Source organism: Bradyrhizobium sp. CB1015 (genome assembly GCF_025200925.1).
Lineage (GTDB): Bacteria > Pseudomonadota > Alphaproteobacteria > Rhizobiales > Xanthobacteraceae > Bradyrhizobium.
Genome location: NZ_CP104174.1, coordinates 2,942,885 through 2,968,773, shown reverse-complemented (window position 1 = coordinate 2,968,773; position 25,889 = coordinate 2,942,885). Strand labels below are relative to the sequence as shown.

Sequence of the window (25,889 nt, the reverse complement as noted above, 5' to 3'; positions counted from 1 at the left end):
TAGGCGCAGATTGCCCGCAAGGAAGGCGGCCCGACGCCGTCAGGGCAGCACTTCTCGGCGCTCGCCGAGGCGCTGATCGAGCTCGGCGCGCTTGTCCGCGAGCAGGCCGGCCTGGGCGGCTTCGATCACGGTAAACAGCTCATGTGCATCGCTGAGCCGGGTCACGGTGACGTAGCTGGCGCCGGCCTCGTAGAGCGCGCCGACGTCGGCCAACAGGTCGGCCGTGGCGACGATCAGAGCGGTCGGATTGAGCGCGCGGACGTGACGGACCAGCTTCTCGTTGGTGGCGCCCTTCAGCAGCGAATCCGGCACGCTGAGGATGATCATCTCGGACTTGCCGATGCCGGCGTGGATCAGAGTGTCGACATTGCTGATGTCGCCATAGATCACGTGCAAGCCGCGCGAAAGCAGGGTCTTGTACACATTGGGGTTGAAATCGACCACGGTGATCTGCTCGAGCAGCACCGGCGTCTGCCGTTCGATCTCGGCTAGAAGCGCGCTCGCCGCACGGAAAAAGCCGAGGATGACGATGCGGCGGGCCTCGCCATGGCCGCCCTCGTGGTCCTCCTCGGCGTGGCCGTTGCCGTGGTCGAGATCGCGCAGGCCGATCCGCTTCAACGGGCCGATCGCCCAGCGGGTGATCTCGTCGCTGCGGGTCATCACGAAGGTCGAGAGCACCGCCAGCACCACGAAGGCGAAGGAGGCGGCATTCGCCGTCTCGGCTGCGATGTGGTGGTCGGTGACCCCGGTCTGGATCACCACCAGCGAGAATTCGGAGATCTGCGCGAGGTTGAGCGCCGGCAGCAGGCTGGCGCGCAGGCCCTGCTTCATCAGGTAGAGCGGCGTGAAGGTCGTGACGAGGCGGCTCACCACCGTGAACGCCGCGATCATCAAGGCAAGGCCGATCACCGAGAGGCCGGGCACGGGAATGGTCATGCCGAGCGCGACGAAGAACAGCGTGATGAAGAAGTCCCGCAGCGTGGTGACCTTGGCGGTCACGTCGAGCGCGTAAGGGAAGGTCGAGAGCGAGACGCCGGCGATCAGCGCGCCCATCTCGCGCGACAGCGACAGCCGCTCGGCCGTCTCGGCGACGAGAAAGCACCAGGCCAGCGCGCCGAGCAGAATCAGCTCGGGCCGCCGGGCGATCTGGTGGAACAGGCGCGGCAGCACATAGCGGCTGACCAAGAGCGCGGCGGCGACCAGCACCGCGACGCGGCCGATCGAGAGCAGGATGACGCTGACCTGCAGATTGGCGAGACTCGGCTGCACCGCCAGGAACAGGATGGCGAAGATGTCCTGGAGCACCAGCACGCCGAGCGTGATGCGGCCCGGCAGCGTATCGAGCTCGCGTTTCTCGTAGAGCACCTTGACGATGATGACGGTGCTCGACAGCGCGCAGGCGACGCAGAGATAGACCGCATCGAAATGGCCGCCGCCGAGCGACAGGCCGATGCCGACGAAGAACACAACCCCGAGCAGGCAGCCGCCGAGCAGCTGGCTGCCCGCCGCGAACAGGATCACCCGCCCTGCCCGCACGATCTTCTTCAGGTCGATCTCGAGCCCGATCATGAACAGCATGAAGATCAGGCCAAGCTCGGAGATGACGCTGATCGATTCCTGCGAATGGACCCAGCCGGCGCCGAATGGACCTATGCAGAAGCCGGCGATAAGGTAGGCCAGGATCAGCGGTTGCCGGGAGAAATGGGCGAGCAGGCCCAGCATCCAGGCAAACAGGATAGAGAGAGTGATGTCGCGAATGAGCTCGTGCATGCCAAATGGGTCCGTTTTGCCGCACCCTAAAGACGGGTTGCGGTGCGGCAAGCGAGCAATTCGTCACATGCGGAATGGGCTCATCGCAGTCATGCTGCTAGGTCCCCTCGCCTTTGCCGTGCCCGCCGCCGCGCAATCCAAGGTCAATATCGAACAAAACTTTGCCGAATCGCTCACCCCGCTGCCGAAGGAAGACCTCGCCGTCTCCGGCGGTTTCTACGTGCCCGCCTATTCCAGCGTCGCGATGAGCCAGGGCAAGCTGCGTGTCGACTTCTCGGTGACGCTCAGCATTCACAACGCCTCCGAGACCCAGCCGCTGGTCATCAAACGCATCGCCTATTTCGACACCGCAGGCAAGCAGGTCGAGAGCTACCTGAAGACGCCGGTGGCGTTGAGGCCGCTCGCCACCGTCTCGATCTTCATTCCGACCGACGACGTGCGCGGCGGGACCGGCGCCAATTTTCTGGTCGACTGGGCCGCCACGGGCGAGATCGCCGAGCCGGTTGTCGAAGCCTTGATGGTTGGCGGCATCGCCAACGCGCATTACGCTTTCATCAGCCAAGGCCGTCCGACAAGGACGGCCAAAAAGAACTAAGGCCGTCCGACCAGGACGGCCGGCAAGAAGTAAGGCGGCCGGTGCAAAGCCGACGCTCAACAAGAACAAAACGAGGAACGCTCCCATGACGCCCAGCTTCGATTTCGCGCCCCTGTTTCCAGCAGGGCTGCCGGCCCCGTCTGCGCGCTGGACGGGCCTTGCCAAATACAGCTTCGTCGGCGGCAACAACGATTCCGAACAGGTGCCGCTCGACGAGCTGATCGAAGCGACCAACACGGTGCTGCGGCGCGAGGGCCGCTCGCTCGCCACTTACGGGCTGGCGCATGGGCCGCAGGGCTACCTCCCCTTGCGCGAATTCCTGGTGACGAAACTCAAGCGCGATGCCGGCATCAGCTGCACGGTCGACGACCTCCTGATCGTCTCCGGCTCGCTGCAGGCGCTCGACCTCGTCAACGCCACCCTGCTGACGCGCGGCGACACCGTGATTTTCGAGCAGGAGAGCTATCAGGGCTCGCTGACACGCCTGGCGCGGCTCGGCGTCAACGTCGTCGGCATTCCCCTCGACAAGGATGGCATGCGCATGGACCTGCTGGCCTCCACGCTGGCCGACCTGAAGCGCCGCGGCATCCGGCCGAAATACATCTACACCATTCCGACGGTGCAGAATCCGACCGGCAGCATCATGCCCGAGAGCCGCCGCACCGAGCTGGTGCGGCTCGCGACCGAATATGGCGTGCCCATCTTCGAGGACGATTGCTATGCCGACCTCATCTGGTCGGGGCAGCGGCCGCCCGCGCTCTACGCGATGAGCCCGAACGACGACGTGATTCATATCGGCTCGTTCTCGAAATCGATCGCGCCGGCGCTGCGCGTCGGCTTCGTCGTGGCGCCCTGGGAGGTGATGTCGCGGATGCTGGCGCTGAAGACGGATGCGGGCTCCGGTGCACTGGAGCAGATGGTGCTCGCCACCTATTGCAAGCCGCATTTTTCAACCCACGTGCCGGCCCTGACCAAGGCACTGCGCAGCAAGCTCGACACGCTGATGGAAGCCCTGAACGAGCAGTTCGGCACGGCCGCCGAATTCGAGGAGCCCAAGGGCGGCATCTTCCTCTGGGTGAAGCTGCCCGACCAGGTCGATACGCTGAAGCTGTATCAGGCCGCGCTCGCTGCCGGCGTCTCGATCAATCCGGGGCCGGAATGGTCGACCAACAAGGGCCACTCCGCCTCGCGGCTGCGGCTGTGCTTTGCCAGCCCCACGCACCAGCAGATTCGCGACGGCGTCGCCGTGCTGGCCGAAGTGTGCCGCAAGGAGTTCGGCGTGCCCGCCCGCAGCGCCAATGTGGAGAAGCGAGCCTGAGGTCCTCACCCGTCGACGTGGAATTCCACGTTGACCTGGCCGCTGCCCGAGGATGGGAAATAGTCGCAAAGCTGCTCGGCCGTGCCGCGATAGTCGTACCAGCCGAGGGCTGCAAACAGCATGATGGTGTCCGCCATGCCACCTTCGCCGTTGCACTTGGTGGCATAGTCCGGAAGCATGTCGAGGAATTCGCGGTAGCGGCGGCTCTGCCACAGCTCGAGCACGCGCAGATCGACCTGGCGGTTGAACTCGCTGGCAACCGATGTCCACGCCTCGGGGCCCAGCTTCTTGTTGGGCCAGAGCCGATGCGAAAGCGAACCGCTGGCGAGGACCGCGACCCGTTCACCGGATTCGTCGATCGCCCGGCGGGTGGCTTCACCGAGGATCCGGCTCTCCTCGAACGAGGTGAACAGCGGCGAGGCGATCGAGACCACCTTCGCAAAGCCGTCCGGGTTCATGTAGTGCATCGGGACGATGGTGCCGTATTCGAGCCCGAGGCTGGCCACCCGATGGGCGATGACGTTGAGGCCCGCGTCTCCGGCCCTGGCAGCGATGGCGTCGGCCAGATTCGTATCGCCCGGGAGATCGTAGCGCAGATCCTGGATCATCTGCGGCGCCTCGTGGCTGGTGAACGAACCGCGATGCCGCGCATTGGCGTTGATGTGGTAGCCGAAATTGGAGAGCCAGTGGGTGTCGAACACCACGAAGCAGGTGGCGCCGCGCTCCTTCGCCCGCCGGCCGAGCTCGCGCAAGGAGCTGACCGCCGGCTCACGGGCGGCCCGCAGCGGGCTGCCGGGCATCTCCGACAGCATCAACGATGGAACATGGGTGACCTTGGCCGCGAGTACGAGCTGCCCCATGGCGGTCACCTCGAAGCGTCAGGCCGCCTGTGGCTGACTGCCGTGGATCGCGGAAGCCAGCCGCAGCAACAGGACGATGGAGACGTTGCCCTTGCCGGCCTCGATCTGCGCGATATAGCGCTCGGAAATCCCGGAACGGCGGGCGAGCTCCCGTCGCGACAAGTCGCAGCGCATGCGGGAGGATCGCAAGCGATCGCCCAGCTCGGTCAGAAACGCGGCCTCGGAATAAGGCGGTACGGCACAGCTCCCCGGCAGCACCTCGCCCGCAAAATCCATGACTTGATTCAGCATTGCTCTACCCACGTTCGCCTTCGGGAAACGCCATCTTACCTTCGAAACGTCCTGCCTCATTGACGCGGATCAAATTCGCGAGCGATCGGCGGCTGCCGTGGCGGGTCCGCGCGCGGGATGCTAGACTTCGGAATTCGTCGAGGCGGGGTTTCTCAGGACATGATGCGTTGTTCGTGCCGCTGGATCGCGGCTGCGGTGCTGTGGGTCGCGTTCACCTCCACGGCCGGTGCCGAGACGCTGGCCGTGACCGTGGAGCAATGGGGCCTGCTCGGCTCTTGGGCGGTCGATTGCGCGACCCGGCCCGACCGCGACCAGGGTGCGCTCTTGACTTACGAAATCCGGAAAGACGGCCGGGTGATGTACCGGCGCAATTTCGGCGAGGCCAGGGACGAGAACGAGGTGGTGTCCGCCACCGTCAATGCCGAGGGCCTGCTCAATGTGATGGTGTACTTCCCCTCGCTGCGTCAGGCGCGTGAATTCGGGTTGCTGTTGCAGAAGGACGGCAGCCTGCGCGCGATCTACAATCGCAGCGAGCGCGGCGAGTACACGATCAGGGACGGCAAGTACGTCGCAACCGGTGCACCGACGCCCGCGCGGCAACGCTGCGATTAGCACGCCTTCGCCTGAACATTCGTTCAGAATTCTCTTGCCGTTCCTCCGGAACGTTCGCGCAAATCTGCGGTTTAGATGTGCATTCGTTGGAGGAGGACAGCATGAAGAAGCTTGGTTATGTGGTTGCGGCTCTCGGTGCGCTCGTGATGGCGGCGCCGACGCTGGCCAGCGCAGAGACGGTGGTGATCAAGCGCGGCCATCATCATCACGGCCCGTACGGCGCCCGCGCCGAATACCGCATGCACCATGACCACGGCTGGCATCGCGGCTGGCACCATCGCGGCGACAGGGTCGTCGTGATCAAGCGCAGCCATCGCCATCATCACTGGGACTGACGCGCAACGCGACATGGAAATGGCCCCTCACGGGGCCATTTCTATTGTGTTCTTTTCCTTCTCCCCTTGTGGGAGAAGGTGGCGCGAAGCGCCGGATGAGGGGTTGCGTCAGCGAGTCCGAAAGTGGAAGACTCATGCGCGGAGAGAGACCCCTCACCCGTCTCGCCGCTTCGCGGCGAGCCACCCTCTCCCACAAGGGGAGAGGGTGAAGAGCGCCTAGTCCCACGCCGGCGCGAAGCCTGGATTGACGCAGCGTCTGTCCTTCGCCAGCGCGGCGATTTTTTTGCGGTCGGCGTCGTCGAGCGTGATCTTCAGCGCGTCGAGATTGGCCTGCTGGCTCTCGCGACGCGAGGCCTTCGGGATTGCGGCGACGCCGTCCTGGTCGAGCAGCCATTTCAACGCGACCTGCGCGACGGTGGCGTTGTGCCTGGCGCCGATGTCGGCCAGCACCGGATCGGTTGCGAAACGCCCCTGCGCCAGCGGACAATAGGCAACCAGCGGGATCGACCTCGCCTGGAGATAGGCCAGGACATTCGATTGATCGAGCATGGCGTGATATTCGACCTGGTTGCAGGCGATCGGCGCCTTGATCTCCTCGACCGCGACCTTGAGCAGCGCGGTGGTGAAATTGGCAACGCCGATGGCGCGCGTGCGCCCCTCCTCCTTGAGCTCCATCAGGGTCTCGAACACCACGCCCCAGTTCGCGGCCTTCGACGGCCAGTGCACGAGATAGAGGTCGACATGGTCGAGCCGGAGCTTCTTGAGGCTGGCGTCGAAAGCGCGGCGTATCGCATCGGGGCCGAGGTTCTCGTGCCAGACTTTCGTCGTGACGTGCAGCTCGCCGCGCGGGACGCCGGACGCGGCGATGGCCGCGCCGATCGCCTCCTCGTTGGCGTACATCTCGGCCGTGTCGATGTGGCGATAGCCGATGGAAAGCGCGCTCTCGACCGCCGCACGGCAGGCATCGCCCTGCATGCGGAAGGTGCCGAGGCCGAGCTTGGGCATGCTGATGCCCTGGGTCTTCAGATTGTCCATGAAACAGGCTCCCGAGATATTCAGCCCACCGGATGCGCGCGGCGGTGCCGCGTGAGCAGACTTTTCGGTGATGGAAAAGAAGTGGCGGGAATGCACATTGTAGCTCCCCGCCGGAACTGGACCAAATCAAGATCAGTTTAGCAAGATGCCTTGCAGGCATCGCCACAACAGCCAAACGGCATTTCAGATCATCTCGCTCATCTGCCAGCATCTCCGCCATCGCGGTCATTCGCGCCGCATGCGAGATGGAGGAAATATTATGAAGACACTCTTGACGATGGCGATCGTGGCGGCAGCTCTTGGCAGTGCCGCTTCGGCTCATGCCGACGGTTTTGCCTATATGGGCTCCCCCAAGCAGGGCGAATTCTTTGTCCGGCAACGAACCGTGCCGAAAGTGCCCTCGTGGATGAACGCTCGTGCGGAAGCCGCGCGGCCCGCGACCCAGCCCGTGCGCGGAGGCATCGGCCTGCGCATGCCCTAAAGCGCGATGCGATTAGGATGAATCGTCATCGCGCTTTAGATTATTGTTTGAGCATGATCTTTTCGGAAAACCGCTACACACTTTTCCGGATCATGCTCTAGGAGTGCTGCGCCACCACCGCCGGGCGCTCCTGCGGCCGCGGCTCGATGTCGACCGACCAGAGGTCGCGGTTGTCGACGTCCTTCAGGGTCACGGTCATCACGCCGGTCAGGCCATCGATATCGACCTTGCCGAAGAATTGCAGGCCGAAGCAGGGAGCGAGATTGTCGCCCTGCGCTGCGCTGCAGCCGTTCTGGTACATCACGACCGGCCCGAAGGTGTCGTCGAGCTCGCCCGGGCCCCAGCTGCCGGCATGCAGCGGGCCGGAGACGAACTCCCAGAACGGCTCGAAATCCTGGAATTGCGCCTTGTTCGGATCATAATAGTGCGCGGCCGTGTAGTGCATATCGGCCGTGAGCCAGACGATGTTTCGGATGCCGGTACGCTTGATCGAGGCGAGCAGATCGGCGATCTCGTGCTCGCGCCGGTCGGGCGGCCCATCGCCGAGCGCGACGGCATCCAGGCTGATCAGGCCGATCGGCAAATCGGCCGCGATCACCTTCCAGGTCGCGCGCGAGGCGGCGAGCTCGCGCTTCAGCCAGGCGAGCTGCTCGGCGCCCAGGATCCAGCCGCGGTGATCATCGCCCTTGTTCCAGCTCTCGTCACGGTAGCTGCGCATGTCGATCATGAAGACGTCCAGCAGCGGGCCGTAGGCGATCTTGCGATAGATGCGGCCGTGTCGCGCGCCGATGTCGCGGATCGGCATGAAGTCGAAGAAGGCCCGGCGGGCCCGCGCGACCAGGCGCGGGGTGCCGTCGTCCTCGTAACCGGCCTCGTCATAGGTCCCGATCGGCGACCAATCGTTGGTCACCTCGTGATCGTCCCATTGCGCAAACATCGGCACCTGCGCATGGAAGGCGCGGAAATGTTCGTCGAGATGGTTGTATTTGTAGTTGCCGCGGAACTGCGCCAGGGTGTGCGCAACCTCGGATTTCTCTTCGGTGACGATGTTGCGCCAGGTCTCGCCGTTCGGCAGCTTCTGTTCGGAAGGGATCGTGCAATCGGCGTAGATGTGATCGCCGGAGTGGATGAAGAAATCCGGATTGTTGTCGAGCATGGTGCGATAGCTGCGATAGCCTCCGCGGGAGACGTCGATGCCCCAGCCCTGCCCCGCGGTGTCGCCGGACCATAGGAACGAGATCGACTGGCGCGCTGCCGGCGCGGTGCGGAAGTGGCCGACGCGGCTTTCACTGAGGAGACCGGTGGCGATGTCGTCGAAGCGGACGCGGTAGAAGATGTCCTGCCCGGGCGGCAGATCCGCCAGCAGAAGCTTCGAAGTGAGATCGACCTCGGGCAGCGCATCGCCGGAGGCCGAGGCGATGACGGTCTTGAAGCTCTCGACGGTGGAGCATTCCACCTGCATCCGCGCGGGCCGGTCGGCGCGCGCCCAGATCACGGCGGAGCGGCCGGAGACATCGCCGGACTGGATGCCGCCGGCGATCTGCGGCCGATCGGCGGCGCGGCTCAAATGAGGCTTCGCGAGCGAGGCGATGGCGAGACTGGAGGCGGAGCGGACCAGGAACTGCCGCCGGGTCCATGCGCGCGAGGCGCGGAGCGTTGCCATTCAGGAGACCTTCGTCGAATCGCGACGGAAGGTGCCTGCGCTCCTTGACTCCCAGCTTACGGTTTCTTGACTCCGCGCCTACGGTTTTGCGACGCGGGGATGACGCCCTATGATCACCGCTTCCAGTTGCAGATGCCGCCGGAGCGGCAAGGCCAGGTCTGGATGCGGGTGTCCATCGCCTGCGCGTCGAGCGGATTGCCGCGGCGGTGTGCAAGCTTGGCGCGGGCCGCGCCACGCGGCTGGCTGCTCGCCGCATGCGCGGCCTTCGGCTCGGCCACACGAACGCGTTCGGCGGCAACCTTCTTCGGCACGTCGACTGGCTCAGCGCGCGCCTGCGCCTCGTTGCCGCCACGCGCTTCGAGCGCGACCGGCGCAAAGTGCGTCTCCGGCCCAAGACGTTTCGGCGACAGCACGGCCTTGGAGAGATCGAGGCCGAGATATTCGTCGGGCTTGTAGTCGTCGGCGCGCGCAATACCGGCCCCTGCGACCACGAGGGCAAAGGCAATTGCGAAGGGAACGCTTTTCAGGACCACGGACGCCTCCTGAAATCGATATATGAAAGGGGCAATTTACCCCTATCTAGTAGGCGCCGCGCGCAATTCCAGCGGTCAAATGCCGCCGTGGTTAAGAAGTTTGCCGGTGTCAGGCGACCTTTCGCGTCGCCCCTGTCCCGTCCAGCAACCCCATCAGGCGGCCGCGGATGATGGTTTCCGCTTCAATCATGATGCGATCGATCAGCTCCTTGCAGGACGGGATGTCGTGGATCAGGCCTGCGACCATGCCGCAGCTCCAGGCGCCGGCGTCCATCTGGCCGTCCAGCATGATCTTGGGATAGACGCCCGCGACCTGGTCGTGGATATCGTCGATCGTGAGCTTGGCGCCCTTCTCGCGCTCGATCTCGAGCAGGCGGTCGACATTGGCGTTCTTCAGGACGCGCTCGGTATTGCGCAAGGCCCGCATGATCAGGCGGGTGTCGAGCTCGGTGGCCGCGACCAGCGCGTTCTTGACGTTCTGGTGCACCGGCGCTTCCTTGGTGGCGATGAAGCGCGTGCCCATGTTCATGCCCGCCGCGCCGAGCGAGAGCGCCGCGACCAGGCTGCGCCCATCGGCCATGCCGCCGGAGGCGACGAACGGGATCTTCAACTCCTCCGCCGCGCGCGGCAGCAGGATCATGTTGGGAATGTCGTCCTCGCCGGGATGGCCGCCGCACTCGAAGCCGTCGACGCTGACGGCGTCGCAGCCGATGCGCTCGGCCTTCAGCGAGTGGCGCACCGAGGTGCATTTGTGGATGACCTTGATGCCGGCGGCCTTCAGCGCCGGCATGTAGGCTTCCGGGCTGCGGCCTGCGGTCTCCACCGCCTTGATGCCGCCCTCGACGATGGCCGCGATATATTCGGGATAAGGCGGCGCCGAGAAGGCTGGCAGGAAAGTGAGATTGACGCCGAAAGGCTTGTCCGTCATGTCGCGGCAGCGCGCGATCTCCTTGGCCAGCAGCTCGGGCGTCTTCTGCGTGAGACCGGTGATGATGCCGAGCCCGCCGGCATTCGAGACGGCAGCCGCCAGCTCGGCGAAGCCGACGAAATGCATGCCGCCCTGGATGATCGGGTGCTCGATGCCGAACAGTTCGGTGATCGCGGTCTTCACTGAAAATCCTCCCGGAATTTGCTTGATGTTGAGATCAGTCTAGCCGGCCTTTCGCACCGCGGTCACCATTTCTCTCCGAACGGACGGATCTCCATCTCGAAGGTCCAGGCGCTCTTCGGCTGCTGGTAAAGCTGCCAATAGGCGTTCGCGACCGAGGACGGCGGCATCAGGAGGTCGGGGTTGTCAAGCGCATTGGGGCCGAGCGCCTCGAGCCGGCGCTGGCGCACCCATTCGGTATCCACGCCGGAATCGATGATGAGATGGGCGACGTGGATGTTCTTCGGCCCGAGCTCGCGCGCCATCGCCTGCGCGACCGCGCGCAGGCCGAACTTGGCGCTGGCAAAGGCGGCAAAGCCGCTGCCGCCGCGCAAGCTTGCGGTCGCACCAGTGAAGAAGATGTTGCCGCCGCCGCGCGGCAGCATCAGCCGCGCCGCCTCGCGCCCGGCGAGGAAGCCGGAATAGCAGGCCATCTCCCAGACCTTGCGAAACACGCGCTCGGTGGTGTCGAGGATCGGGAAATTGACGTTGGCGCCGACGTTGAAGATGCAGACTTCGAGCGGTGCATGCTTATCTGCGTCGTTCAGGAAGGAGATGACCTCATCTTCCTTCCGCGCGTCGAGCGAGCGGGCATGGATCTCGCCACCGGCGGCTTCGATATCCTGCACCAACGGCGCGAGCTTGTCTCCATTGCGCCGACCGGCGAAAATCGAGAACCCTTCGGCGGCAAACTTCTTGGCGATCTCGGCGCCGATGAAATCGCCGGCCCCGATGACGGCCGCAGTGGCGTTTCGCTTGGACAAGATCGCCTCCTCCGGTGAGCCGCATTGCGACCGTGCGGCGTTTCATGGGCCGGAGGCTATAGTTCAAAAATAGAACTGTCAAACTGAGCAGCTGAATGCTACTCTTCTGCGAAAATATCTCTGACCGATCAACTTAGTTCCTTTTTCAGACTGACTACTTGCAGGAACCGCATCATGAAATGGGACACCCTTGAGGAAGAGCCCTGCTCCCTCGCCCGCACCGTCGCCGTGATCGGCGACCGCTGGACGCTGCTGATCCTGCGCGAGTGCTTCTTGCGGGTACGGCGGTTCGAGGCGTTTCAGTCCGCGCTCCAGATCACGCGGCACCTGCTCTCGGAGCGGCTGAAGAAGCTGGTCCGCTTCGGCATCCTGCGCCGCGTCCCCTATTCCGAGGCGCCGAAGCGCTACGAATACATCCTCACCCAGAAGGGGCTCGACCTCTACCCGATCATCATGGCGATGGTGCATTGGGGCGACACCCATATGGGCGACGAGCGCGGCCGCCCGCTGCTGCACGAGCACAAGAGCTGCGGCAAGCTGTTCGACCCCGTCATGGTGTGCTCGGAATGCGGCGAGGTGCTGCATGCCAAGCAGGTGCATGTGCATGCAGGCCCGGGGCGGAGAGAAGCGGCGGGTTGAGCGAGGGCGGCGCGCCTCTCGACACCGCCCTTGCGAGGAGCTCGCGATAAAATTGCGAAGCTCAAGCGAAGGGGACGCCGTAATAGGAGTTGATGCCACGGACGGCGGCGTCATCACTCCAGTTCCAGTCCGTCTTCTCACCGTATTTCGGCGCGCCTTCCAGATCCTTCGCGGTGATCGCAGTCACGTAACCGCCGAGCTCGGTGTCGTACTTCAGCGACTGCCAGGGCAACGGATAGCGATCATTGCCGAGGCCGAGAAAGCCTCCGAAACCAAGCACCGCATAGGAGACCTTGCCGCTGATCTTGTCGATCATGACCCGTTCGATTGAACCGATCTTGTTGCGATCGGCACCATAGACCGCGGTTCCCTCGACCTTGTCGCTTCCGATCAGCCGGCCCATCTCGTTACGGTCCAGTTCAGCCTGATTGAGCATCGTCATTCTCCACTCAGCCATTTGTGAATCAACCGAAAGGGGTGAGTGATCGTTCCGGCGCGTGTTCCGCAAATGCCTGGGAACATCAGCACAAAGAACCGGTTCTCTGAGGCTACCGAGGCCGCAACAGAAAGAGCCGCCCGCAATGTCCCAGACCGTCTCCGACTTCATCATTCAGCGCCTGCACCAATGGGGCGTGCGCCACATCTTTGGCTATCCCGGCGACGGCATCAACGGCGTGTTCGGTGCGATGAACCGGGCGGGCGGCAAGATCGGCTTCGTGCAGGCGCGGCACGAGGAGATGGCCGCATTCATGGCCACCGCTTACGCAAAGTTCTCGGGCGAGCTCGGCGTCTGCGTTGCGACCTCTGGTCCCGGCGCCTCGCATCTCGTCACCGGGCTGTACGATGCGCTGCTCGATCACCAGCCGGTGCTGGCGATCGTCGGCCAGCAGTCGCGCAACGCGCTCGGCGGTCACTACCAGCAGGAACTCGACCTGCTCTCGATGTTCAAGGACGTCGCCGGCGCCTATGTCATGCAGGCCTCCTCGCCCGCGCAGGTGCGGCATCTGATTGACCGGTCGGTGCGGATCGCACTGGCGCGGCGGACTCCCACCGTCATCATCTTGCCCAACGACTTGCAGGAGGAGCCTTACGAGGACCCGCCCCGCGTCCACGGCACGCTGCACTCCGGTGTCGGTTACAGCCCGCCTAAAGTCATCCCTCGTGATGCCGAGCTCGACCGCGCCGCTGATATCCTCAATGCCGGCAAGAAGGTCGCGATGCTCGTCGGCGCCGGTGCGCTTCGCGCCACCGACGAAGTCATCGCGGTCGCCGACCGGCTGTCGGCGGGCTGCGCCAAGGCATTGCTCGGCAAGGCCGCGCTGCCCGACGACCTGCCATGGGTCACCGGCTCGATCGGCCTGCTCGGCACCGAGCCCAGCTACAACATGATGATGGAATGCGACACGCTGCTGATGGTGGGCTCGGCCTTTCCCTACGCCGAATTCCTGCCGCAGGAAGACAGCGCGCGCGGCGTGCAGATCGACATCGACGCCGGCATGATGTCGATCCGCTTTCCCATGGAGGTCGGCCTCGTCGGCGACGCCGCCGAAACGCTGCGGGCATTGTTGCCGCGGCTGAAACCCAAGAGCGACGGCGCCTGGCGCCAAAGCATCCAGGAGGACGTCGCGACATGGTGGAAGACGTTGGATGACCGCGCGCATCAACCCGCCGCGCCGGTCAATCCGCAGCTCGTCGCCTGGGAATTGTCTCCGCGCCTGCCCGACCGCGCCATCATCACCAGTGACTCGGGCTCCTGCGCCAATTGGTTCGCGCGGGACCTCAAGATGCGGCGCGGCATGACGGCCTCGCTCTCCGGCGGCCTCGCCTCGATGGGCGCTGCGGTGCCTTACGCGCTCGCGGCCAAATACGCCCATTCGGACCGCCCCGTGATTGCACTCGTCGGGGACGGTGCCATGCAGATGAACAACATGGCCGAGCTGATCACCGCTGCGAAGTATTGGCGCGACTGGAAGGACCCGCGTTTCATCGTCTGCGTCTTCAACAACGAGGATCTCAATCAGGTCACCTGGGAGCAGCGCATCATCAACGGTGATCCCAAGTTCGAGGCGTCGCAGCGCATTCCCGATGTCTCCTATTCGCGCTTCGCCGAGCTGATCGGCCTGCGCGGCATCTTCGTCGACAGCCCACAGCTGCTCGGCTCGGCCTGGGAGCAGGCGCTGGGAAGCGAGATGCCCGTCGTGCTGGAAGTGAAAACCGATCCCGAGGTGCCGCCGCTGCCTCCGCACATCACCTTGCAGCAGGCGAAGAACTTTTCGCTCGCCCTGATGAAGGGCGACCCGAATGAGAGCGGGATGATCAAGGGAGCAGCGCGGCAGGTGCTGGAATCGATCCTGCCCGGAAAGCAATGAGGTGAGCCATGAGCGACTTCCGCGATATCCGGCACGGCGTCAACGACCCCGTCGATGGCGTCGACGTGAAGTACAACATCAACGACAACCGGACGCCGCACGAGCGGGCGCAGCGCCATGCTGACGTACGGGCCGACGCTACCGCCGCGCCGGCCGAACCGTTCCTGCCCGAGCGGCTTCGACGCAAGCCGACAGATCCGATCAATCCGCGCACCGGACGAAATCCCGCGGATTAGCCGTTAGGAACCTCGGCCCCGGCGGCGTGTTGGTCGGCGCACGTCGCCGGCAAGCGGCCGCGCGACCTTTCGGAAGGATTTGACCATGAAACGCACAATCATCGCTCTTGCCTGCATGGTTCTCGCAGGCCCCGCCCTCGCCCAGTCGCTCGGCGAAAAGACCGGCGTGAATTCGGCGCTCGGCGTTGCGCCTGCGACAGCCGACTTCGTGACCCAGGTCGCGGTCAGCGACATGTTCGAGATCGAATCAGGCAAGCTCGCCCAGCAGAAGGGCAACGCGGAGGAGAAAACCTTCGCGCAGCAGATGATCACCGATCACACCAAGACGAGCAGCGAGCTCAAGGGACTGGTCGGCAATGGCAAGGTGCAGGCCACGCTGCCGACCGCGCTCGACAGCTCGCATCAGAGCAAGATCGACAAGCTCAAGAATGCGAGCGGCAAGGATTTCAGCTCGGACTACAATTCCTATCAAGTCAGCGCGCATGAAGATGCCGTGTCGCTGTTCGAGCGTTACGCCAAGGGCGGCGACAATGCCGCACTCAAGGATTGGGCCGGCAAGACGCTCCCGGCGTTGAAGCACCACCTCGACATGGCCAAGAACCTCGGCAGGGCGCCGAGCGTCGGCCAATCCAAGTAACGCATTGCCGCAGGACGCCGGCCGTCCCGGCGTCCTTCCCGGCGCGCGATGAGAGCGTCATCGCGCTGCCGCTGGGCGGTGCCCGCCGCTCGCGTCCAGGAACCTTCCTTGTTTCCAGGCTTTGCAAAACTGTCATGGAGGAAATGTCGCCGACGGACCGATGGCCTTAGTAACAGTCAAACCCACCCGGATCGATACGGCGATCGCCAACGAGATCGCGCACAATACCAACTCGGGGCTCGAGCATGCCGCCCAGGCCATGACCTGGGGCGCCGACGAGCATGTCCTGGTCGCACTCGCAGCAGCGGGATGGCTCTACACCCGCCTCAGGCATCCGCAGCAGCGTCCCGTTGCCGATCACGTCCTGATCGTGTCGCTGGTGACGGCCGTGTTGCCGCACGTCTTGAAATCCGTGTTCGATCAGACGAGGCCCGACCGGCTGACGGTGAGCGGCCACTGGCGCGGTGTTCCCTTTTCGGGGCGGGCCCGCGACGCATTTCCCTCGGGTCACGCTGTGCATATGGGTGCCCTTGCCTCGGCCGCAGGCCTGTTGCCGTCTGACCGGCGCGGCCTGGCGCGCTCGCTTGCCGTGGTGCTGTCCCTGACGCGCGTCGCGCTGCTCGCGCACTGGGCCAGCGACGTCGTGGCAGGCTTCACACTCGGCATCGTCGTCGAGCGATTGCTCAGGCCCTTCACGCTGGCGACGTCACGGCAGCGGCGGCGCGAGGGCTCGGAGGGACAGCCATGACCGAATATCTCGTGCGCTTCGTCGCCGGCGGCCTGATCGTATCCGTCTTCGCGATCTTCGGTGACATGCTGCGGCCAAAGAGCTTTGCCGGGCTGCTCGGTGCAGCGCCGTCGGTGGCACTGGCTACTCTCGGCATCGCCGTGGTCCAGCACGGCCCGCAATATGCTGCGGCCCAGAGCTGGACGATGATCTATGGCGCCGTCGCGCTCGCCTGCTACAGCGTCGTGGTCTGCCACCTCCTGATGAGGTTCCGTCTCGGCGCGCTTCCAGCAACGATCCTCGCCTTTGCCGCATGGCTCGTGGTCGCCTTCGGCCTGCTCGCCAGCTTGGGAGGTGCGGCCTGATGCTGGTGAAGCTATCGACATCGGCGCTGGAACAGACGCGGTGGTACGAGTACGCCGTTCGCTTCGTGCTCGGCGGCGGTGCGACCGTGCTCGCGGGCGTTATCGGCTCGAAGTTCGGCGTCGCCGTCGGCGGGCTCTTTCTTGCTCTTCCGGCCATCTTCTGCGCCAGCGCGACGCTGATCGAAAGCCACGAGCGTCACGCCAAGGAGAAGGCCGGCCTGAGCGGGCGGCGGCGCGGACAGAAGGCGGCGGCGCTCGATGCCGCAGGCGCCGCACTCGGCAGCATAGGACTCGCCGCGTTCGCCGCCATCTTCCATGTCATCGTCGGGGCAAGCGCCGCATTCGCTTTCATCGCCGCGCTGACGGTCTGGGCCATCGTTTCCGTGTCGGCCTGGTGGCTCAGGCGCAAGCTTCGCATTGTCTCGCACAAATCGCGCCGATCAGGCCATTCGCCGTCGGCAGGCTCTCGCTTCGTGAAGCCCTAAAGCGCGATGCGATTAGGATGAATCGTCATCGCGCTTTGGGTTATTGTTTGAGCATGATCCTTTCGGAAAACCGCTGCACACTTTTCCGGATCATGCCCTAGCTCGCTTTCGCCTCCGTCGAAGGCTGCGATTGCGGCGGCTGGAGGCCCGGGCTGTTGGCCCAGCGCTCGACCTCATCGATGATCTTCTGCTGGCTTGGCCGCACCGGGTCGGGCGCTGCCGGTTCTTCGGAAAGCTTGCGAGGTAACCTGACTTCGTCCGTCATAGCCTCTCTCCCTTCCGGGAACAATGCCCCACCGCAGCACCCGTTTCAATAAATTATTGATTTTATTGGACTTCCTACTCATTTGGAGGCTCTGTCGGCTTTCGCGGAACTCTCACCAAGTTGGTTCGTTGAGTAAACTACTCAACCTACTCAATTTGCGTGATCGCCATGAACGACCTTCGCGCCGAGCGCCTTCAGGTCATGCTCTCGCCGGAAGAGTTGGCCGCCATCGACGATTTCCGGTTCAAACACCGCATGCCGACTCGCGCGGCAGCAGTCCGCGAACTCCTCAAGTTCGGACTGGCCGCTCTGGGCGTCGATGCCGCTGCTGGCGTGAAGTCAAGCAACTTCGGCCTGTTCGGCCGCGGGCCTGACGGACATACTCAGGGGGATCCGGAGAGCGGCGGCGGCTGACGCCCGGAAGCTCCCTCCACACGCAAACGACCCCGGCACGGTGGGTGCCAGGGCCGTCCTTGGAGATTGCTTCCGGCGCACCGGGGGCATGACTACCGGAAGCAATCCGTCGACTCTTCCCGCGCGAATTCGTTCCTCGTGAGAGCTAGCCTGTGGCGTCGCTCGAGCCGTCCGGCATGGCGCCGGAACCTGGCGTCTTGCTGTGGTCGTTCAGCTTGGGATCGCGCGTCGCTTCACGCGAGGGCGAGCCTTTCGGATCGGTCTTGTGCACGGATTGCGCACGTTCCTTGTCGCGCGGCTGCTCCTCCCCACGCTTGTCCTTGACGATGCCTTGGTCGGAATGGGCCATGATACGCTCTCGCTTCTCCTGATGTGTCGGAGCGCTTACGCATTGCGGCGTCGAATGTTCCCCGCTGCTGCAATCAGCTGCGCGCGGCGTGAACGGCAGATGCGTTCTCGATATGCACCTGTCGCACCGTCGTCACCGTCGCGAATGCAACGGAGATACCAAAGGCGAGAATGAGGGAAAGAAGAGCCAGACGTGGAGCCATCGCCAAACCTCCTTCTGCAACTGGAAATCGCCGCGATCGGCGTTTCCGGACGATCCCAAATCAGTTGCGTGCCTTCCGTGAGCGGTCTCACATGCAGATTCGCGAGAGCGAGTTCACCCGTTCCGCTTTGGAGCTGCATGGACCGGAACGGGCGAAATTTCGCCATCGAGCCAATCCTGCTCGTTGGCGAGCGCGGTCCACGCGTCGGCCATGCGCGAATAGCGCTTATGGGCGGGCTGTCCGTGGGCACGCTCGGCAAGCTGAAGACAATTGTCGGCGTTGTCTCTGAAGATGTCAGACTGTTTCATTCAAAGGACGTGGGGACGGAACTCTTGCGTCGCAACCCGCTTACCGGATCGTAATGGTCGGGGAACTTTCGAACGCCGTTGGTCATTGAAGATCGATGCGAGTTATCGCCGCAATCATGCTGGCATTGATCAGCACCTCGGTGCTTGCCGACAGCGTTGCCGAACGAAAGCCCGGCGAACGGCCGCCCTCCGCCATCGAGGTGATCAGCGGCGTCTACAATTTCAGCCGGTTTCAACAGGGGCTTCTGGAGAACACCGACCTCAAGGGCAACGCGGAGGTCAAGAATCTCGCCGCCCTGCGCGTCGAGGAAGCGGTCAAGCGCGACAAGAGGCTGAAAGAGGTCCAGGAGGCCATCGGCGCGGAACTGCACGTCGGCAAGGCCGCACCCACCTCTCCAAGCGCGAGCCTCGTCGAGCCCGAAATGTCGGACGGCCCGGCCTACGTCAGGAGCTTCTACGCCGCGCAGATTCCCGAATATGAATCGATCATCGGCCTGCTCGAGCGCTATCTGGCGGCGCCCGACAATGCGGCGCTTGCAGCGTTCGCGCGCGAACAGCTGCCGCTGCTGCGGGCGCAGGTCAAGGACGCCGAGCGCACCATGGCGGACAAATAACCTCTACTTGTCGCTCGGATGTTGCTGGCTTTGCGGCCGCACGGTGCGGTCGCTCTCCGGCATCTTGTCGCGACCCGCATCGCCGTTGTCGTCCTTGCCGCCGGAAGACGACGTGCCGCTTCCGCTTGGATTCGAGCGCGTGGCCGCTCCGGTGGTCGTGTCTGCCTGCGGGTTGGCGGAGCTTGCGGCGGGGTCGCCCGTCACGGACCCGCGCCCGCTTGGCGCACCGCCCTGCGCCAGAGCCGCTCCCGCGGCAAGCACGACAATAGCGATGGCGGCAAGTGCTGCTTTCATATCCGTTCTCCCTGTCTGCGCTGGCTAACCGTCAGGCTCGGCGCTCCGTTCCGAAGGATGGACGCCGACGACGGACGAGTGACCGGACTCCAAAGGCTTTTCTTTCCGGGTGGCGTGGAACCAAATCGGAGGATCGTCGTTAGCTTGGTCGGGCTGAGCAAAGCGGGTTCCATTTCCCGGCGCCGTACCTTGGCGCTTGATTTCGAATTTGGCTGACGCTCTATTTCGACCAATGCGTCTTGCCGCGGATTCGGCCGACGCCTGCGGGGGAATCAGTATGAGCGACCTCGATCCCGGAACTGCATCACGCTCCGGTCGTCGCGTCCCAAAGCCAAAGATCAACGGTACGTCCGAGCCGGATTCCCGCGCGGAACTGCTGCTCGCCTTGCAGGCGATGCGCAGCGGTGACTTCTCGGTACGCATGAGCGGCGACTATCTCGGCATTGACGGCAAAATTGCCGACACTCTTAACGAAATCATCGCAGCCAACCAGCGCATGGCGCAGCAGCTCGAGCTGGTCGGCCAGGTGGTGGGGCGCGAAGGCAAGACCCGCCAGCGCGTGAAGTTCGGCCTCGCCTCGGGCTCCTGGGCCGACATGGAAGGTTCGGTCAACACGCTGATCGACGACCTGTTGTGGCCGACGCGCGAGGTGACGCGCGCCGTCGCCGCCGTGGCACAAGGCGACCTGCTGCAGACCGTCAAGCTCGACGTCGACGGCCGTCCGCTCGGCGGCGAGTTCTTGCAGTCGGCGACCATCGTCAACACCATGATCAAGCAGCTCAGCGTTTTCACCTCCGAGGTGACGCGCGTGGCGCGCGAGGTCGGCACCGAGGGCAAGCTCGGCGGTCAGGCCCAGGTGCCCGAGGTGACCGGCGTCTGGAAGGACCTCACCGAGAGCGTCAACTCGATGGCGAACAACCTGACCAACCAGGTTCGCAACATCGCCGAGGTGACGATCGCGGTCGCCAACGGTGATCTCTCCAAGAAGATCACGGTCGACGTCCGCGGCGAGATCCTCCAGCTCAAGGAAGCCATCAATACGATGGTGGACCAGCTGCGCTCGTTCGCCTCCGAAGTGACGCGCGTGGCACGCGAGGTCGGCACCGACGGCAAGCTCGGCGGCCAGGCCATCGTGCCGGGCGTCGCCGGCACCTGGAAGGACTTGACGGACTCGGTCAACGCGATGTGCGGCAACCTCACCGCACAGGTGCGCAACATCGCCAACGTCACCACCGCCGTGGCGCGCGGCGACCTCTCGCGCAAGATCACGGTGGACGTGCGCGGCGAAATCCTGGAGCTGAAGGACACCATCAACACCATGGTGGACCAGCTAAACTCGTTCGCCTCGGAAGTGACGCGCGTGGCGCGCGAGGTCGGCACCGAGGGCAAGCTCGGCGGTCAGGCCCAGGTGCCCGGCGTGGCCGGCACCTGGAAGGACCTCACCGACAACGTCAACTTCATGGCCTCGAACCTGACCGCGCAGGTCCGCAACATCGCCGACGTCGCGACTGCCATCGCGAGCGGCGATTTGTCGAAGAAGATCACGGTGAACGTCTCGGGCGAGATCCTTCAGCTGAAGGAGACGCTCAACACCATGGTCGACCAGCTCAACGCCTTCGCCGGCGAAGTCACGCGCGTCGCCCGCGAGGTCGGCACCGAGGGCCGGCTCGGCGGCCAAGCCAACGTGCTCGGCGTCGCCGGCACGTGGAAGGACCTGACCGAGAGCGTCAACTCGATGGCCTCGAACCTGACCGCGCAGGTCCGCAACATCGCCGAGGTGACCACCGCAGTCGCCGGCGGCGACCTCTCGAAGAAGATCACCGTGGACGTGCGCGGCGAGATCCTGGAGCTGAAAGATACCATCAACACGATGGTGGACCAGCTCAACGCCTTCGCCGGCGAAGTCACGCGCGTGGCGCGCGAGGTCGGCACCGAAGGCAAGCTCGGCGGTCAGGCAGTGGTGCGCGGCGTCGGCGGCACGTGGAAGGATCTCACCGACAGCGTCAACTCGATGGCCTCGAACCTCACCGGCCAGGTTCGCAACATCGCCGAGGTCGCAACCGCGGTGGCGAAGGGCGACTTGTCCAAGAAGATCACGGTGAACGTCTCGGGCGAAATCCTTCAGCTGAAGGAGACGCTCAACACCATGGTCGACCAGCTCAACGCCTTCGCCGGCGAAGTCACGCGCGTCGCCCGCGAGGTCGGCACCGACGGCAAGCTCGGCGGCCAGGCCGACGTGCCCGGCGTTGCCGGCACGTGGAAAGACCTGACCGACTCGGTGAACTCGATGGCGGGCAACCTCACCGCCCAGGTCCGCAACATCGCCGAGGTCGCGACCGCGATCGCCGGCGGCGACCTGTCGCGCAAGATCACCGTGGACGTGCGCGGCGAGATCCTTCAGCTCAAGGACACGCTGAACACGATGGTCGACCAGCTCAACCGCTTCGCGGGCGAGGTGACGCGCGTGGCGCGCGAGGTCGGCACCGAAGGCCGCCTCGGCGGCCAGGCCAACGTGCCCGGCGTCGCCGGCACGTGGAAGGATCTCACCGACAGCGTCAACTCGATGGCGGGCAACCTGACCGCCCAGGTCCGCAACATCGCCGAAGTCACCACGGCGGTCGCGCGCGGTGACCTCTCGCGCAAGATCACCGTGGACGTGAAGGGCGAAATCCTGGAGCTGAAGAACACCATCAACACCATGGTGGACCAGCTCAACGGCTTTGCCGGCGAAGTCACGCGCGTGGCGCGCGAGGTCGGCACCGAAGGCAAGCTCGGCGGCCAGGCCGAGGTGCCCGGCGTCGCCGGCACCTGGAAGGACCTCACCGACAACGTCAACTTCATGGCCTCCAACCTGACGGCGCAGGTCCGCAACATCGCCGAGGTCGCAACCGCGATCGCCGGCGGCGACCTGTCGAAGAAGATCACGGTGGACGTACGCGGCGAGATCCTTCTCCTGAAGGACACGCTGAACACCATGGTCGAGCAGCTCCGCTCCTTCGCCGCCGAAGTCACGCGCGTGGCGCGCGAGGTCGGCACCGAGGGCCGGCTCGGCGGTCAGGCCGTCGTGCCCGGCGTCGGCGGCACCTGGAAGGACCTCACCGACAACGTCAACCTCTTGGCTGCGAACCTGACCACCCAGGTCCGCAACATCGCCGAAGTCACCACGGCCGTCGCGCGCGGTGACCTCTCGCGCAAGATCACCGTGGACGTGAAGGGCGAAATCCTGGAGCTGAAGAACACCATCAACACCATGGTGGACCAGCTCAACGCCTTCGCCGGCGAAGTGACGCGCGTGGCGCGCGAGGTCGGCACCGAGGGCAAGCTCGGCGGCCAGGCCCAGGTGCCCGGCGTCGCCGGCACCTGGAAGGATCTCACCGACACCGTCAACTTCATGGCGGCGAACCTGACCGAGCAGGTGCGCGGCATCGTCAAGGTGGTGACCGCGGTCGCCAATGGCGATCTGAAGCAGAACCTCACGGTGAAATCGAAGGGCGAGGTCGCGGCGCTCGCCGACACCATCAACAACATGACCGAGACGCTCGCGACCTTCGCCGATCAGGTGACCTCGGTGGCGCGCGAGGTCGGCGTCGAAGGCCGGCTCGGCGGTCAGGCCAACGTGCCCGGCGCTGCCGGCACCTGGAAGGATCTCACCGGCAACGTCAACCTGCTCGCGGCCAACCTGACCTCGCAGGTGCGCGCGATCGCGGAAGTCGCAACCGCGGTGACCAAGGGCGACCTGACACGGTCGATCCAGGTCGACGCCCGCGGCGAAGTGGCGGAGCTGAAAGACAACATCAACACGATGATCACCAACCTCCGTCTCACGACGGAGCTGAACACCGAGCAGGACTGGCTCAAGACCAACCTTGCCAAGTTCACCAACATGCTCCAGGGCCAGCGCGACCTCACCACCGTCGGCCGGCTGCTGCTCACCGAATTGTCGCCGCTGGTGAACGCCCACACCGGCGTGATCTACCAGGTCGAGAACGAGAACGATCCGCAGCTCCTGCTGCTCGCCTCCTACGCCAGCGACGGCGTCTACCCCTATCAGCCGGTGCTGCAATTCGGCGAAGGCCTGATCGGCCAATGCGCCTTCGACAAGCGGCCGCGCGTCGTCTCCGACATTCCGTCGGACGTGGTGCCGATCAACTCGGCGCTGTTCCGCGTTGCGCCGAAAAACCTCGTCGTGCTGCCGGTGCTGTTCGAGGGACAGGTCAAGGCCGTGATCGAGCTCGCCTCGCTCATCTCCTTCACGACGTCGCAGATGACGTTCCTGGAGCAGCTCACCGATTCCATCGGCATCGTGCTCAATTCGATCGAGGCCACGATGCAGACCGAAGGCCTGCTCAAGCAGTCGCAGCAGCTCGCCGGCGAGTTGCAGACCCAGCAGCGCGAATTGCAGCAGACCAACGACCAGCTCGAGCAGAAGGCGCAGCAGCTCGCCGAGCGCAACGTCGAGGTGGAACGCAAGAACCAGGAGATCGAGCAGGCCCGCCGCGCGCTCGAGGAGAAGGCGACCGAGCTCGCGCTGACGTCGAAGTACAAGTCCGAATTCCTCGCCAATATGAGCCACGAGCTGCGCACGCCGCTGAACTCGATCCTGATCCTCGGGCAGCAGCTCAGCGACAACCCCGATGGCAACCTCTCGGCCAAGCAGGTCGAATTCGCACGCACCATTCACGGCGCCGGCACCGACCTGCTCAACCTCATCAGCGACATTCTCGATCTCTCCAAGATCGAGTCCGGCACCGTGACGGTCGACGCCGAGGAAATCCTGACCGCGAACCTGCTCGAGACCGTCGGCCGGCCGTTCCGGCACGAGGCGGATAACCGCAACCTGTCGTTCAAGATCGACGTCGATCCGAACCTGCCGCGCAGCATCGTGACCGACTCCAAGCGGCTGCAACAGGTTCTGAAGAATCTGCTTTCCAACGCCTTCAAGTTCACCGCCGAGGGCGAGGTGCGCCTGAAGGTCACCGGCGCAGTCGGCGGCTGGGGGACGGATCATCCGGTGCTGAACTCCGCGCCGGCCGTGATCGCATTCGAAGTGTCCGACACCGGCATCGGCATTCCCCTGGAGAAGCAGAAGCTGATCTTCGAGGCGTTCCAGCAGGCCGACGCCGGCACCAGCCGCAAATATGGCGGCACCGGCCTCGGCCTTGCGATCAGCCGCGAGCTTGCCAGCCTGCTCGGCGGCGAGATCCACCTGCGCAGCGCGCCTGGCAAGGGCTCGACCTTCACGCTCTATCTGCCCTTGAAATATTCAGGCCCGACTCTCGCGCCGCGGGCGCCGGCGTCACAGCAATACAGCCAGACGCCTGCGCTGCAGCCGGCCGCGCCTGACCAGCAGCGCGTCATCGAGCAACTGCCCGACGACCGCCTCAACCTCGAGCCCGGCGACACCATCCTCCTGATCGTCGAGGACGACCCGCATTACGCCCGCGTGCTGGTCGATCTGGCCCGCGACAAGGGCTTCAAGGTCCTGGTCGCCGCGCGCGGCGCCGAGGCCCTCGAGCTCGCCAAGCAATACCAGCCGACGGCGGTCTCCCTCGACGTGTTCCTGCCGGACATGCTCGGCTGGACCGTGCTGAGCCAGCTCAAGCACAATCCGCTCACCCGCCATATCCCGGTCCAGATCATCACGCTCGACGAGGACCGCCAGCATGCGCTGGCGCGCGGCGCCTTCTCCTTCGTCAGCAAGCCGACGACGACCGAGGGCGTCTCGGCCGCGCTGACGCAGATCAAGGAATATGCGCGGCCGCGGCGCAAGCGGCTCTTGATCGTCGAGGACAACGAGGCCGAGCAGCTCTCGATCCGCGAGCTGCTGCACCACGACGATATCGAGATCCTGGCCACGGATACCGGGGCCGGCGCGCTCACGACGCTACGCGAGCAGCCCTGCGATTGCGTGGTGCTCGACCTCAGGCTGCCCGACATGACCGGCTTCGAGGTGCTCGATCAGATCCGCAACGACGAGGCGCTGTCGAACATCCCCGTCGTGGTATTCACCGGCCGCGAGCTTTCCGCCGAGGAGGATGCCGAGCTTCACACCATGGCGCGCAGCATCGTGGTCAAGGGCGTGGAATCGCCCGAGCGCCTGCTCGACGAGACCGCGTTGTTCCTGCACCGCGTGATCACGGAGCTGCCGGCAGAGAAGCAGCGCATGCTGGAGAAGCTGAACAGTTCCGACGAGGACCTGATCGGCAAGACTGCCCTGCTCGTCGACGACGACGCCCGCAACATCTTCGCGCTGTCGAGCGTGCTGGAACGACGCGGCATGAAAGTGCTGACGGCGACGACCGGCAGCGAGGCGGTGGCACTGGTCGAATCCAATCCGGAGATCGCGATCGTGCTGATGGACATCATGATGCCGCAGATGGATGGCTATCAGACCATCGGCGTGATCCGCGAGAACCCGGACTTCGCCCGTCTTCCGATCATCGCGTTGACCGCCAAGGCGATGAAGGGCGACCGGGAGAAGTGCCTCGAAGCCGGCGCGTCCGATTACCTCGCCAAGCCCGTCAACACCGACCAATTGCTGCTTGCGATCCGCATGTGGCTGCACCGCTGAGTGGGATCCG

At 64.7% G+C, this 25,889-nt stretch carries 29 protein-coding genes; 15 read left to right on the top strand and 14 right to left on the bottom strand.

Annotated features, from left to right (window positions below; genetic code table 11):
- Nucleotides 1–39 precede the first annotated feature (39 nt).
- Nucleotides 40–1,770 (bottom strand): cation:proton antiporter, encoded by a 1,731-nt coding sequence (locus tag N2604_RS13580; RefSeq protein ID WP_260375129.1) that lies wholly within the window; start codon nt 1,768–1,770, stop codon nt 40–42.
- Between the two features lie 67 nt (nt 1,771–1,837).
- On the opposite strand from N2604_RS13580, the gene N2604_RS13575 reads away from it, so the two are divergent.
- Together N2604_RS13575 and N2604_RS13570 are read left to right on the top strand one after the other, a co-directional pair.
- The gene (locus N2604_RS13575; RefSeq protein WP_260375128.1) at nt 1,838–2,365 is read left to right on the top strand and encodes a DUF3124 domain-containing protein; all 528 of its coding nucleotides are present in this window, start codon (nt 1,838–1,840) and stop codon (nt 2,363–2,365) included.
- Nucleotides 2,366–2,450: 85 nt separating this feature from the next.
- Nucleotides 2,451–3,683, top strand: a complete 1,233-nt coding sequence (locus N2604_RS13570) for a PLP-dependent aminotransferase family protein (protein WP_260375127.1) — start codon at nt 2,451–2,453, stop codon at nt 3,681–3,683.
- A gap of 5 nt (nt 3,684–3,688) precedes the next feature.
- Here N2604_RS13570 and hpaD read toward each other — a convergent pair whose 3' ends face one another.
- Both hpaD and N2604_RS13560 read right to left on the bottom strand, forming a co-directional pair.
- Nucleotides 3,689–4,543, bottom strand: coding sequence for a 3,4-dihydroxyphenylacetate 2,3-dioxygenase (hpaD, locus tag N2604_RS13565; protein WP_260375126.1), 855 nt, complete (start codon nt 4,541–4,543; stop codon nt 3,689–3,691).
- Nucleotides 4,544–4,561: 18 nt separating this feature from the next.
- A complete protein-coding gene (locus tag N2604_RS13560; protein ID WP_164936952.1) occupies nt 4,562–4,834 on the bottom strand; it encodes a helix-turn-helix domain-containing protein in 273 nt (90 codons plus the stop codon).
- A gap of 159 nt (nt 4,835–4,993) precedes the next feature.
- Here N2604_RS13560 and N2604_RS13555 point away from each other — a divergent pair, with 159 nt between their 5' ends.
- Nucleotides 4,994–5,446, top strand: coding sequence for a hypothetical protein (locus tag N2604_RS13555; RefSeq protein WP_260375125.1), 453 nt, complete (start codon nt 4,994–4,996; stop codon nt 5,444–5,446).
- Between the two features lie 101 nt (nt 5,447–5,547).
- Nucleotides 5,548–5,781, top strand: a complete 234-nt coding sequence (locus tag N2604_RS13550; protein WP_260375124.1) for a hypothetical protein — start codon at nt 5,548–5,550, stop codon at nt 5,779–5,781.
- Between the two features lie 216 nt (nt 5,782–5,997).
- Here N2604_RS13550 and N2604_RS13545 read toward each other — a convergent pair whose 3' ends face one another.
- Nucleotides 5,998–6,816 carry an aldo/keto reductase gene (locus N2604_RS13545; protein WP_260375123.1) on the bottom strand — a complete coding sequence of 273 codons (819 nt, stop codon included), beginning with the start codon at nt 6,814–6,816 and terminating at the stop codon, nt 5,998–6,000.
- 259 nt (nt 6,817–7,075) lie between these two features.
- Between N2604_RS13545 and N2604_RS13540 the strand changes: the two genes are divergently transcribed.
- Nucleotides 7,076–7,297 (top strand): hypothetical protein, encoded by a 222-nt coding sequence (locus tag N2604_RS13540; RefSeq protein WP_260375122.1) that lies wholly within the window; start codon nt 7,076–7,078, stop codon nt 7,295–7,297.
- 97 nt (nt 7,298–7,394) lie between these two features.
- On the opposite strand, the gene N2604_RS13535 is transcribed toward N2604_RS13540, so the two are convergent.
- From N2604_RS13535 to N2604_RS13520, 4 genes are all read right to left on the bottom strand, one after another.
- Nucleotides 7,395–8,960: an alkaline phosphatase gene (locus N2604_RS13535; RefSeq protein ID WP_260375121.1), complete on the bottom strand. Its 1,566-nt coding sequence runs from the start codon at nt 8,958–8,960 to the stop codon at nt 7,395–7,397.
- A 113-nt stretch (nt 8,961–9,073) separates the two neighbouring features.
- On the bottom strand, nt 9,074–9,493 hold the full coding sequence (locus N2604_RS13530; protein WP_260375120.1) for a hypothetical protein: 420 nt from the start codon (nt 9,491–9,493) through the stop codon (nt 9,074–9,076).
- A 109-nt stretch (nt 9,494–9,602) separates the two neighbouring features.
- Complete coding sequence (locus tag N2604_RS13525) at nt 9,603–10,604, bottom strand: nitronate monooxygenase family protein (RefSeq protein ID WP_260375119.1); 1,002 nt, start codon at nt 10,602–10,604, stop codon at nt 9,603–9,605.
- Between the two features lie 62 nt (nt 10,605–10,666).
- Nucleotides 10,667–11,404 carry an SDR family oxidoreductase gene (locus N2604_RS13520; RefSeq protein ID WP_260375118.1) on the bottom strand — a complete coding sequence of 246 codons (738 nt, stop codon included), beginning with the start codon at nt 11,402–11,404 and terminating at the stop codon, nt 10,667–10,669.
- Nucleotides 11,405–11,578: 174 nt separating this feature from the next.
- Between N2604_RS13520 and N2604_RS13515 the strand changes: the two genes are divergently transcribed.
- Entirely contained in the window at nt 11,579–12,043 is a 465-nt protein-coding gene (locus N2604_RS13515) for a helix-turn-helix domain-containing protein (protein ID WP_260375117.1), read from the top strand.
- Nucleotides 12,044–12,104: 61 nt separating this feature from the next.
- Here the strand turns inward: N2604_RS13515 and N2604_RS13510 are convergent, their stop codons facing one another.
- Entirely contained in the window at nt 12,105–12,479 is a 375-nt protein-coding gene (locus N2604_RS13510) for a PRC-barrel domain-containing protein (protein ID WP_260376221.1), read from the bottom strand.
- A gap of 145 nt (nt 12,480–12,624) precedes the next feature.
- Between N2604_RS13510 and N2604_RS13505 the strand changes: the two genes are divergently transcribed.
- The 6 genes from N2604_RS13505 (at nt 12,625) to N2604_RS13480 (ending at nt 16,862) form a co-directional block, all read left to right on the top strand.
- Complete coding sequence (locus tag N2604_RS13505; RefSeq protein WP_260375116.1) at nt 12,625–14,412, top strand: thiamine pyrophosphate-requiring protein; 1,788 nt, start codon at nt 12,625–12,627, stop codon at nt 14,410–14,412.
- An 8-nt stretch (nt 14,413–14,420) separates the two neighbouring features.
- Nucleotides 14,421–14,648 carry a hypothetical protein gene (locus N2604_RS13500; RefSeq protein WP_260375115.1) on the top strand — a complete coding sequence of 76 codons (228 nt, stop codon included), beginning with the start codon at nt 14,421–14,423 and terminating at the stop codon, nt 14,646–14,648.
- Between the two features lie 85 nt (nt 14,649–14,733).
- Entirely contained in the window at nt 14,734–15,285 is a 552-nt protein-coding gene (locus tag N2604_RS13495; protein WP_260375114.1) for a DUF4142 domain-containing protein, read from the top strand.
- A gap of 160 nt (nt 15,286–15,445) precedes the next feature.
- Nucleotides 15,446–16,033 carry a phosphatase PAP2 family protein gene (locus N2604_RS13490; RefSeq protein WP_260375113.1) on the top strand — a complete coding sequence of 196 codons (588 nt, stop codon included), beginning with the start codon at nt 15,446–15,448 and terminating at the stop codon, nt 16,031–16,033.
- Nucleotides 16,030–16,377, top strand: coding sequence for a DUF3147 family protein (locus tag N2604_RS13485; protein ID WP_260375112.1), 348 nt, complete (start codon nt 16,030–16,032; stop codon nt 16,375–16,377). Before N2604_RS13490 ends, N2604_RS13485 begins: the two co-directional genes overlap by 4 nt.
- Complete coding sequence (locus tag N2604_RS13480; protein WP_260375111.1) at nt 16,377–16,862, top strand: hypothetical protein; 486 nt, start codon at nt 16,377–16,379, stop codon at nt 16,860–16,862. Before N2604_RS13485 ends, N2604_RS13480 begins: the two co-directional genes overlap by 1 nt.
- A 97-nt stretch (nt 16,863–16,959) precedes the next feature.
- Here the strand turns inward: N2604_RS13480 and N2604_RS13475 are convergent, their stop codons facing one another.
- Complete coding sequence (locus tag N2604_RS13475) at nt 16,960–17,127, bottom strand: hypothetical protein (protein WP_260375110.1); 168 nt, start codon at nt 17,125–17,127, stop codon at nt 16,960–16,962.
- Nucleotides 17,128–17,295: 168 nt separating this feature from the next.
- Here N2604_RS13475 and N2604_RS13470 point away from each other — a divergent pair, with 168 nt between their 5' ends.
- Complete coding sequence (locus tag N2604_RS13470) at nt 17,296–17,541, top strand: hypothetical protein (RefSeq protein ID WP_260375109.1); 246 nt, start codon at nt 17,296–17,298, stop codon at nt 17,539–17,541.
- Nucleotides 17,542–17,686: 145 nt separating this feature from the next.
- Here N2604_RS13470 and N2604_RS13465 read toward each other — a convergent pair whose 3' ends face one another.
- The 3 genes from N2604_RS13465 to N2604_RS13455 form a co-directional block, all read right to left on the bottom strand.
- Nucleotides 17,687–17,890, bottom strand: a complete 204-nt coding sequence (locus N2604_RS13465; protein WP_260375108.1) for a hypothetical protein — start codon at nt 17,888–17,890, stop codon at nt 17,687–17,689.
- Between the two features lie 73 nt (nt 17,891–17,963).
- Nucleotides 17,964–18,092 (bottom strand): hypothetical protein, encoded by a 129-nt coding sequence (locus N2604_RS13460; RefSeq protein WP_260375107.1) that lies wholly within the window; start codon nt 18,090–18,092, stop codon nt 17,964–17,966.
- Between the two features lie 113 nt (nt 18,093–18,205).
- On the bottom strand, nt 18,206–18,400 hold the full coding sequence (locus N2604_RS13455; protein ID WP_260375106.1) for a hypothetical protein: 195 nt from the start codon (nt 18,398–18,400) through the stop codon (nt 18,206–18,208).
- Nucleotides 18,401–18,495: 95 nt separating this feature from the next.
- On the opposite strand from N2604_RS13455, the gene N2604_RS13450 reads away from it, so the two are divergent.
- A complete protein-coding gene (locus tag N2604_RS13450) occupies nt 18,496–19,014 on the top strand; it encodes a DUF4142 domain-containing protein (RefSeq protein WP_260375105.1) in 519 nt (172 codons plus the stop codon).
- A gap of 3 nt (nt 19,015–19,017) precedes the next feature.
- On the opposite strand, the gene N2604_RS13445 is transcribed toward N2604_RS13450, so the two are convergent.
- On the bottom strand, nt 19,018–19,308 hold the full coding sequence (locus N2604_RS13445; RefSeq protein ID WP_260375104.1) for a hypothetical protein: 291 nt from the start codon (nt 19,306–19,308) through the stop codon (nt 19,018–19,020).
- A 277-nt stretch (nt 19,309–19,585) separates the two neighbouring features.
- Here N2604_RS13445 and N2604_RS13440 point away from each other — a divergent pair, with 277 nt between their 5' ends.
- The gene (locus N2604_RS13440) at nt 19,586–25,879 is read left to right on the top strand and encodes a HAMP domain-containing protein (RefSeq protein WP_260375103.1); all 6,294 of its coding nucleotides are present in this window, start codon (nt 19,586–19,588) and stop codon (nt 25,877–25,879) included.
- The last annotated feature ends 10 nt before the right edge of the window (nt 25,880–25,889 follow it).

Excerpts from the sequence above, each read along its gene's own strand:
- N2604_RS13575 (WP_260375128.1), top strand. The coding sequence starts at position 1,838 with ATGCGGAATGGGCTCATCGCAGTCATGCTGCTAGGTCCCCTCGCCTTT.
- N2604_RS13495 (WP_260375114.1), top strand. The coding sequence starts at position 14,734 with ATGAAACGCACAATCATCGCTCTTGCCTGCATGGTTCTCGCAGGCCCC.
- N2604_RS13460 (WP_260375107.1), bottom strand. The coding sequence starts at position 18,092 with ATGGCTCCACGTCTGGCTCTTCTTTCCCTCATTCTCGCCTTTGGTATC.
- N2604_RS13505 (WP_260375116.1), top strand. The coding sequence starts at position 12,625 with ATGTCCCAGACCGTCTCCGACTTCATCATTCAGCGCCTGCACCAATGG.
- N2604_RS13465 (WP_260375108.1), bottom strand. The coding sequence starts at position 17,890 with ATGGCCCATTCCGACCAAGGCATCGTCAAGGACAAGCGTGGGGAGGAG.
- N2604_RS13445 (WP_260375104.1), bottom strand. The coding sequence starts at position 19,308 with ATGAAAGCAGCACTTGCCGCCATCGCTATTGTCGTGCTTGCCGCGGGA.
- N2604_RS13470 (WP_260375109.1), top strand. The coding sequence starts at position 17,296 with ATGAACGACCTTCGCGCCGAGCGCCTTCAGGTCATGCTCTCGCCGGAA.
- N2604_RS13545 (WP_260375123.1), bottom strand. The coding sequence starts at position 6,816 with ATGGACAATCTGAAGACCCAGGGCATCAGCATGCCCAAGCTCGGCCTC.
- N2604_RS13450 (WP_260375105.1), top strand. The coding sequence starts at position 18,496 with ATGCGAGTTATCGCCGCAATCATGCTGGCATTGATCAGCACCTCGGTG.
- N2604_RS13485 (WP_260375112.1), top strand. The coding sequence starts at position 16,030 with ATGACCGAATATCTCGTGCGCTTCGTCGCCGGCGGCCTGATCGTATCC.
- N2604_RS13510 (WP_260376221.1), bottom strand. The coding sequence starts at position 12,479 with ATGCTCAATCAGGCTGAACTGGACCGTAACGAGATGGGCCGGCTGATC.
- N2604_RS13500 (WP_260375115.1), top strand. The coding sequence starts at position 14,421 with ATGAGCGACTTCCGCGATATCCGGCACGGCGTCAACGACCCCGTCGAT.
- N2604_RS13475 (WP_260375110.1), bottom strand. The coding sequence starts at position 17,127 with ATGACGGACGAAGTCAGGTTACCTCGCAAGCTTTCCGAAGAACCGGCA.
- hpaD (WP_260375126.1), bottom strand. The coding sequence starts at position 4,543 with ATGGGGCAGCTCGTACTCGCGGCCAAGGTCACCCATGTTCCATCGTTG.
- N2604_RS13560 (WP_164936952.1), bottom strand. The coding sequence starts at position 4,834 with ATGCTGAATCAAGTCATGGATTTTGCGGGCGAGGTGCTGCCGGGGAGC.
- N2604_RS13515 (WP_260375117.1), top strand. The coding sequence starts at position 11,579 with ATGAAATGGGACACCCTTGAGGAAGAGCCCTGCTCCCTCGCCCGCACC.
- N2604_RS13570 (WP_260375127.1), top strand. The coding sequence starts at position 2,451 with ATGACGCCCAGCTTCGATTTCGCGCCCCTGTTTCCAGCAGGGCTGCCG.
- N2604_RS13490 (WP_260375113.1), top strand. The coding sequence starts at position 15,446 with ATGGCCTTAGTAACAGTCAAACCCACCCGGATCGATACGGCGATCGCC.
- N2604_RS13550 (WP_260375124.1), top strand. The coding sequence starts at position 5,548 with ATGAAGAAGCTTGGTTATGTGGTTGCGGCTCTCGGTGCGCTCGTGATG.
- N2604_RS13580 (WP_260375129.1), bottom strand. The coding sequence starts at position 1,770 with ATGCACGAGCTCATTCGCGACATCACTCTCTCTATCCTGTTTGCCTGG.
- N2604_RS13440 (WP_260375103.1), top strand. The coding sequence starts at position 19,586 with ATGAGCGACCTCGATCCCGGAACTGCATCACGCTCCGGTCGTCGCGTC.
- N2604_RS13455 (WP_260375106.1), bottom strand. The coding sequence starts at position 18,400 with ATGAAACAGTCTGACATCTTCAGAGACAACGCCGACAATTGTCTTCAG.
- N2604_RS13480 (WP_260375111.1), top strand. The coding sequence starts at position 16,377 with ATGCTGGTGAAGCTATCGACATCGGCGCTGGAACAGACGCGGTGGTAC.
- N2604_RS13555 (WP_260375125.1), top strand. The coding sequence starts at position 4,994 with ATGATGCGTTGTTCGTGCCGCTGGATCGCGGCTGCGGTGCTGTGGGTC.
- N2604_RS13535 (WP_260375121.1), bottom strand. The coding sequence starts at position 8,960 with ATGGCAACGCTCCGCGCCTCGCGCGCATGGACCCGGCGGCAGTTCCTG.
- N2604_RS13540 (WP_260375122.1), top strand. The coding sequence starts at position 7,076 with ATGAAGACACTCTTGACGATGGCGATCGTGGCGGCAGCTCTTGGCAGT.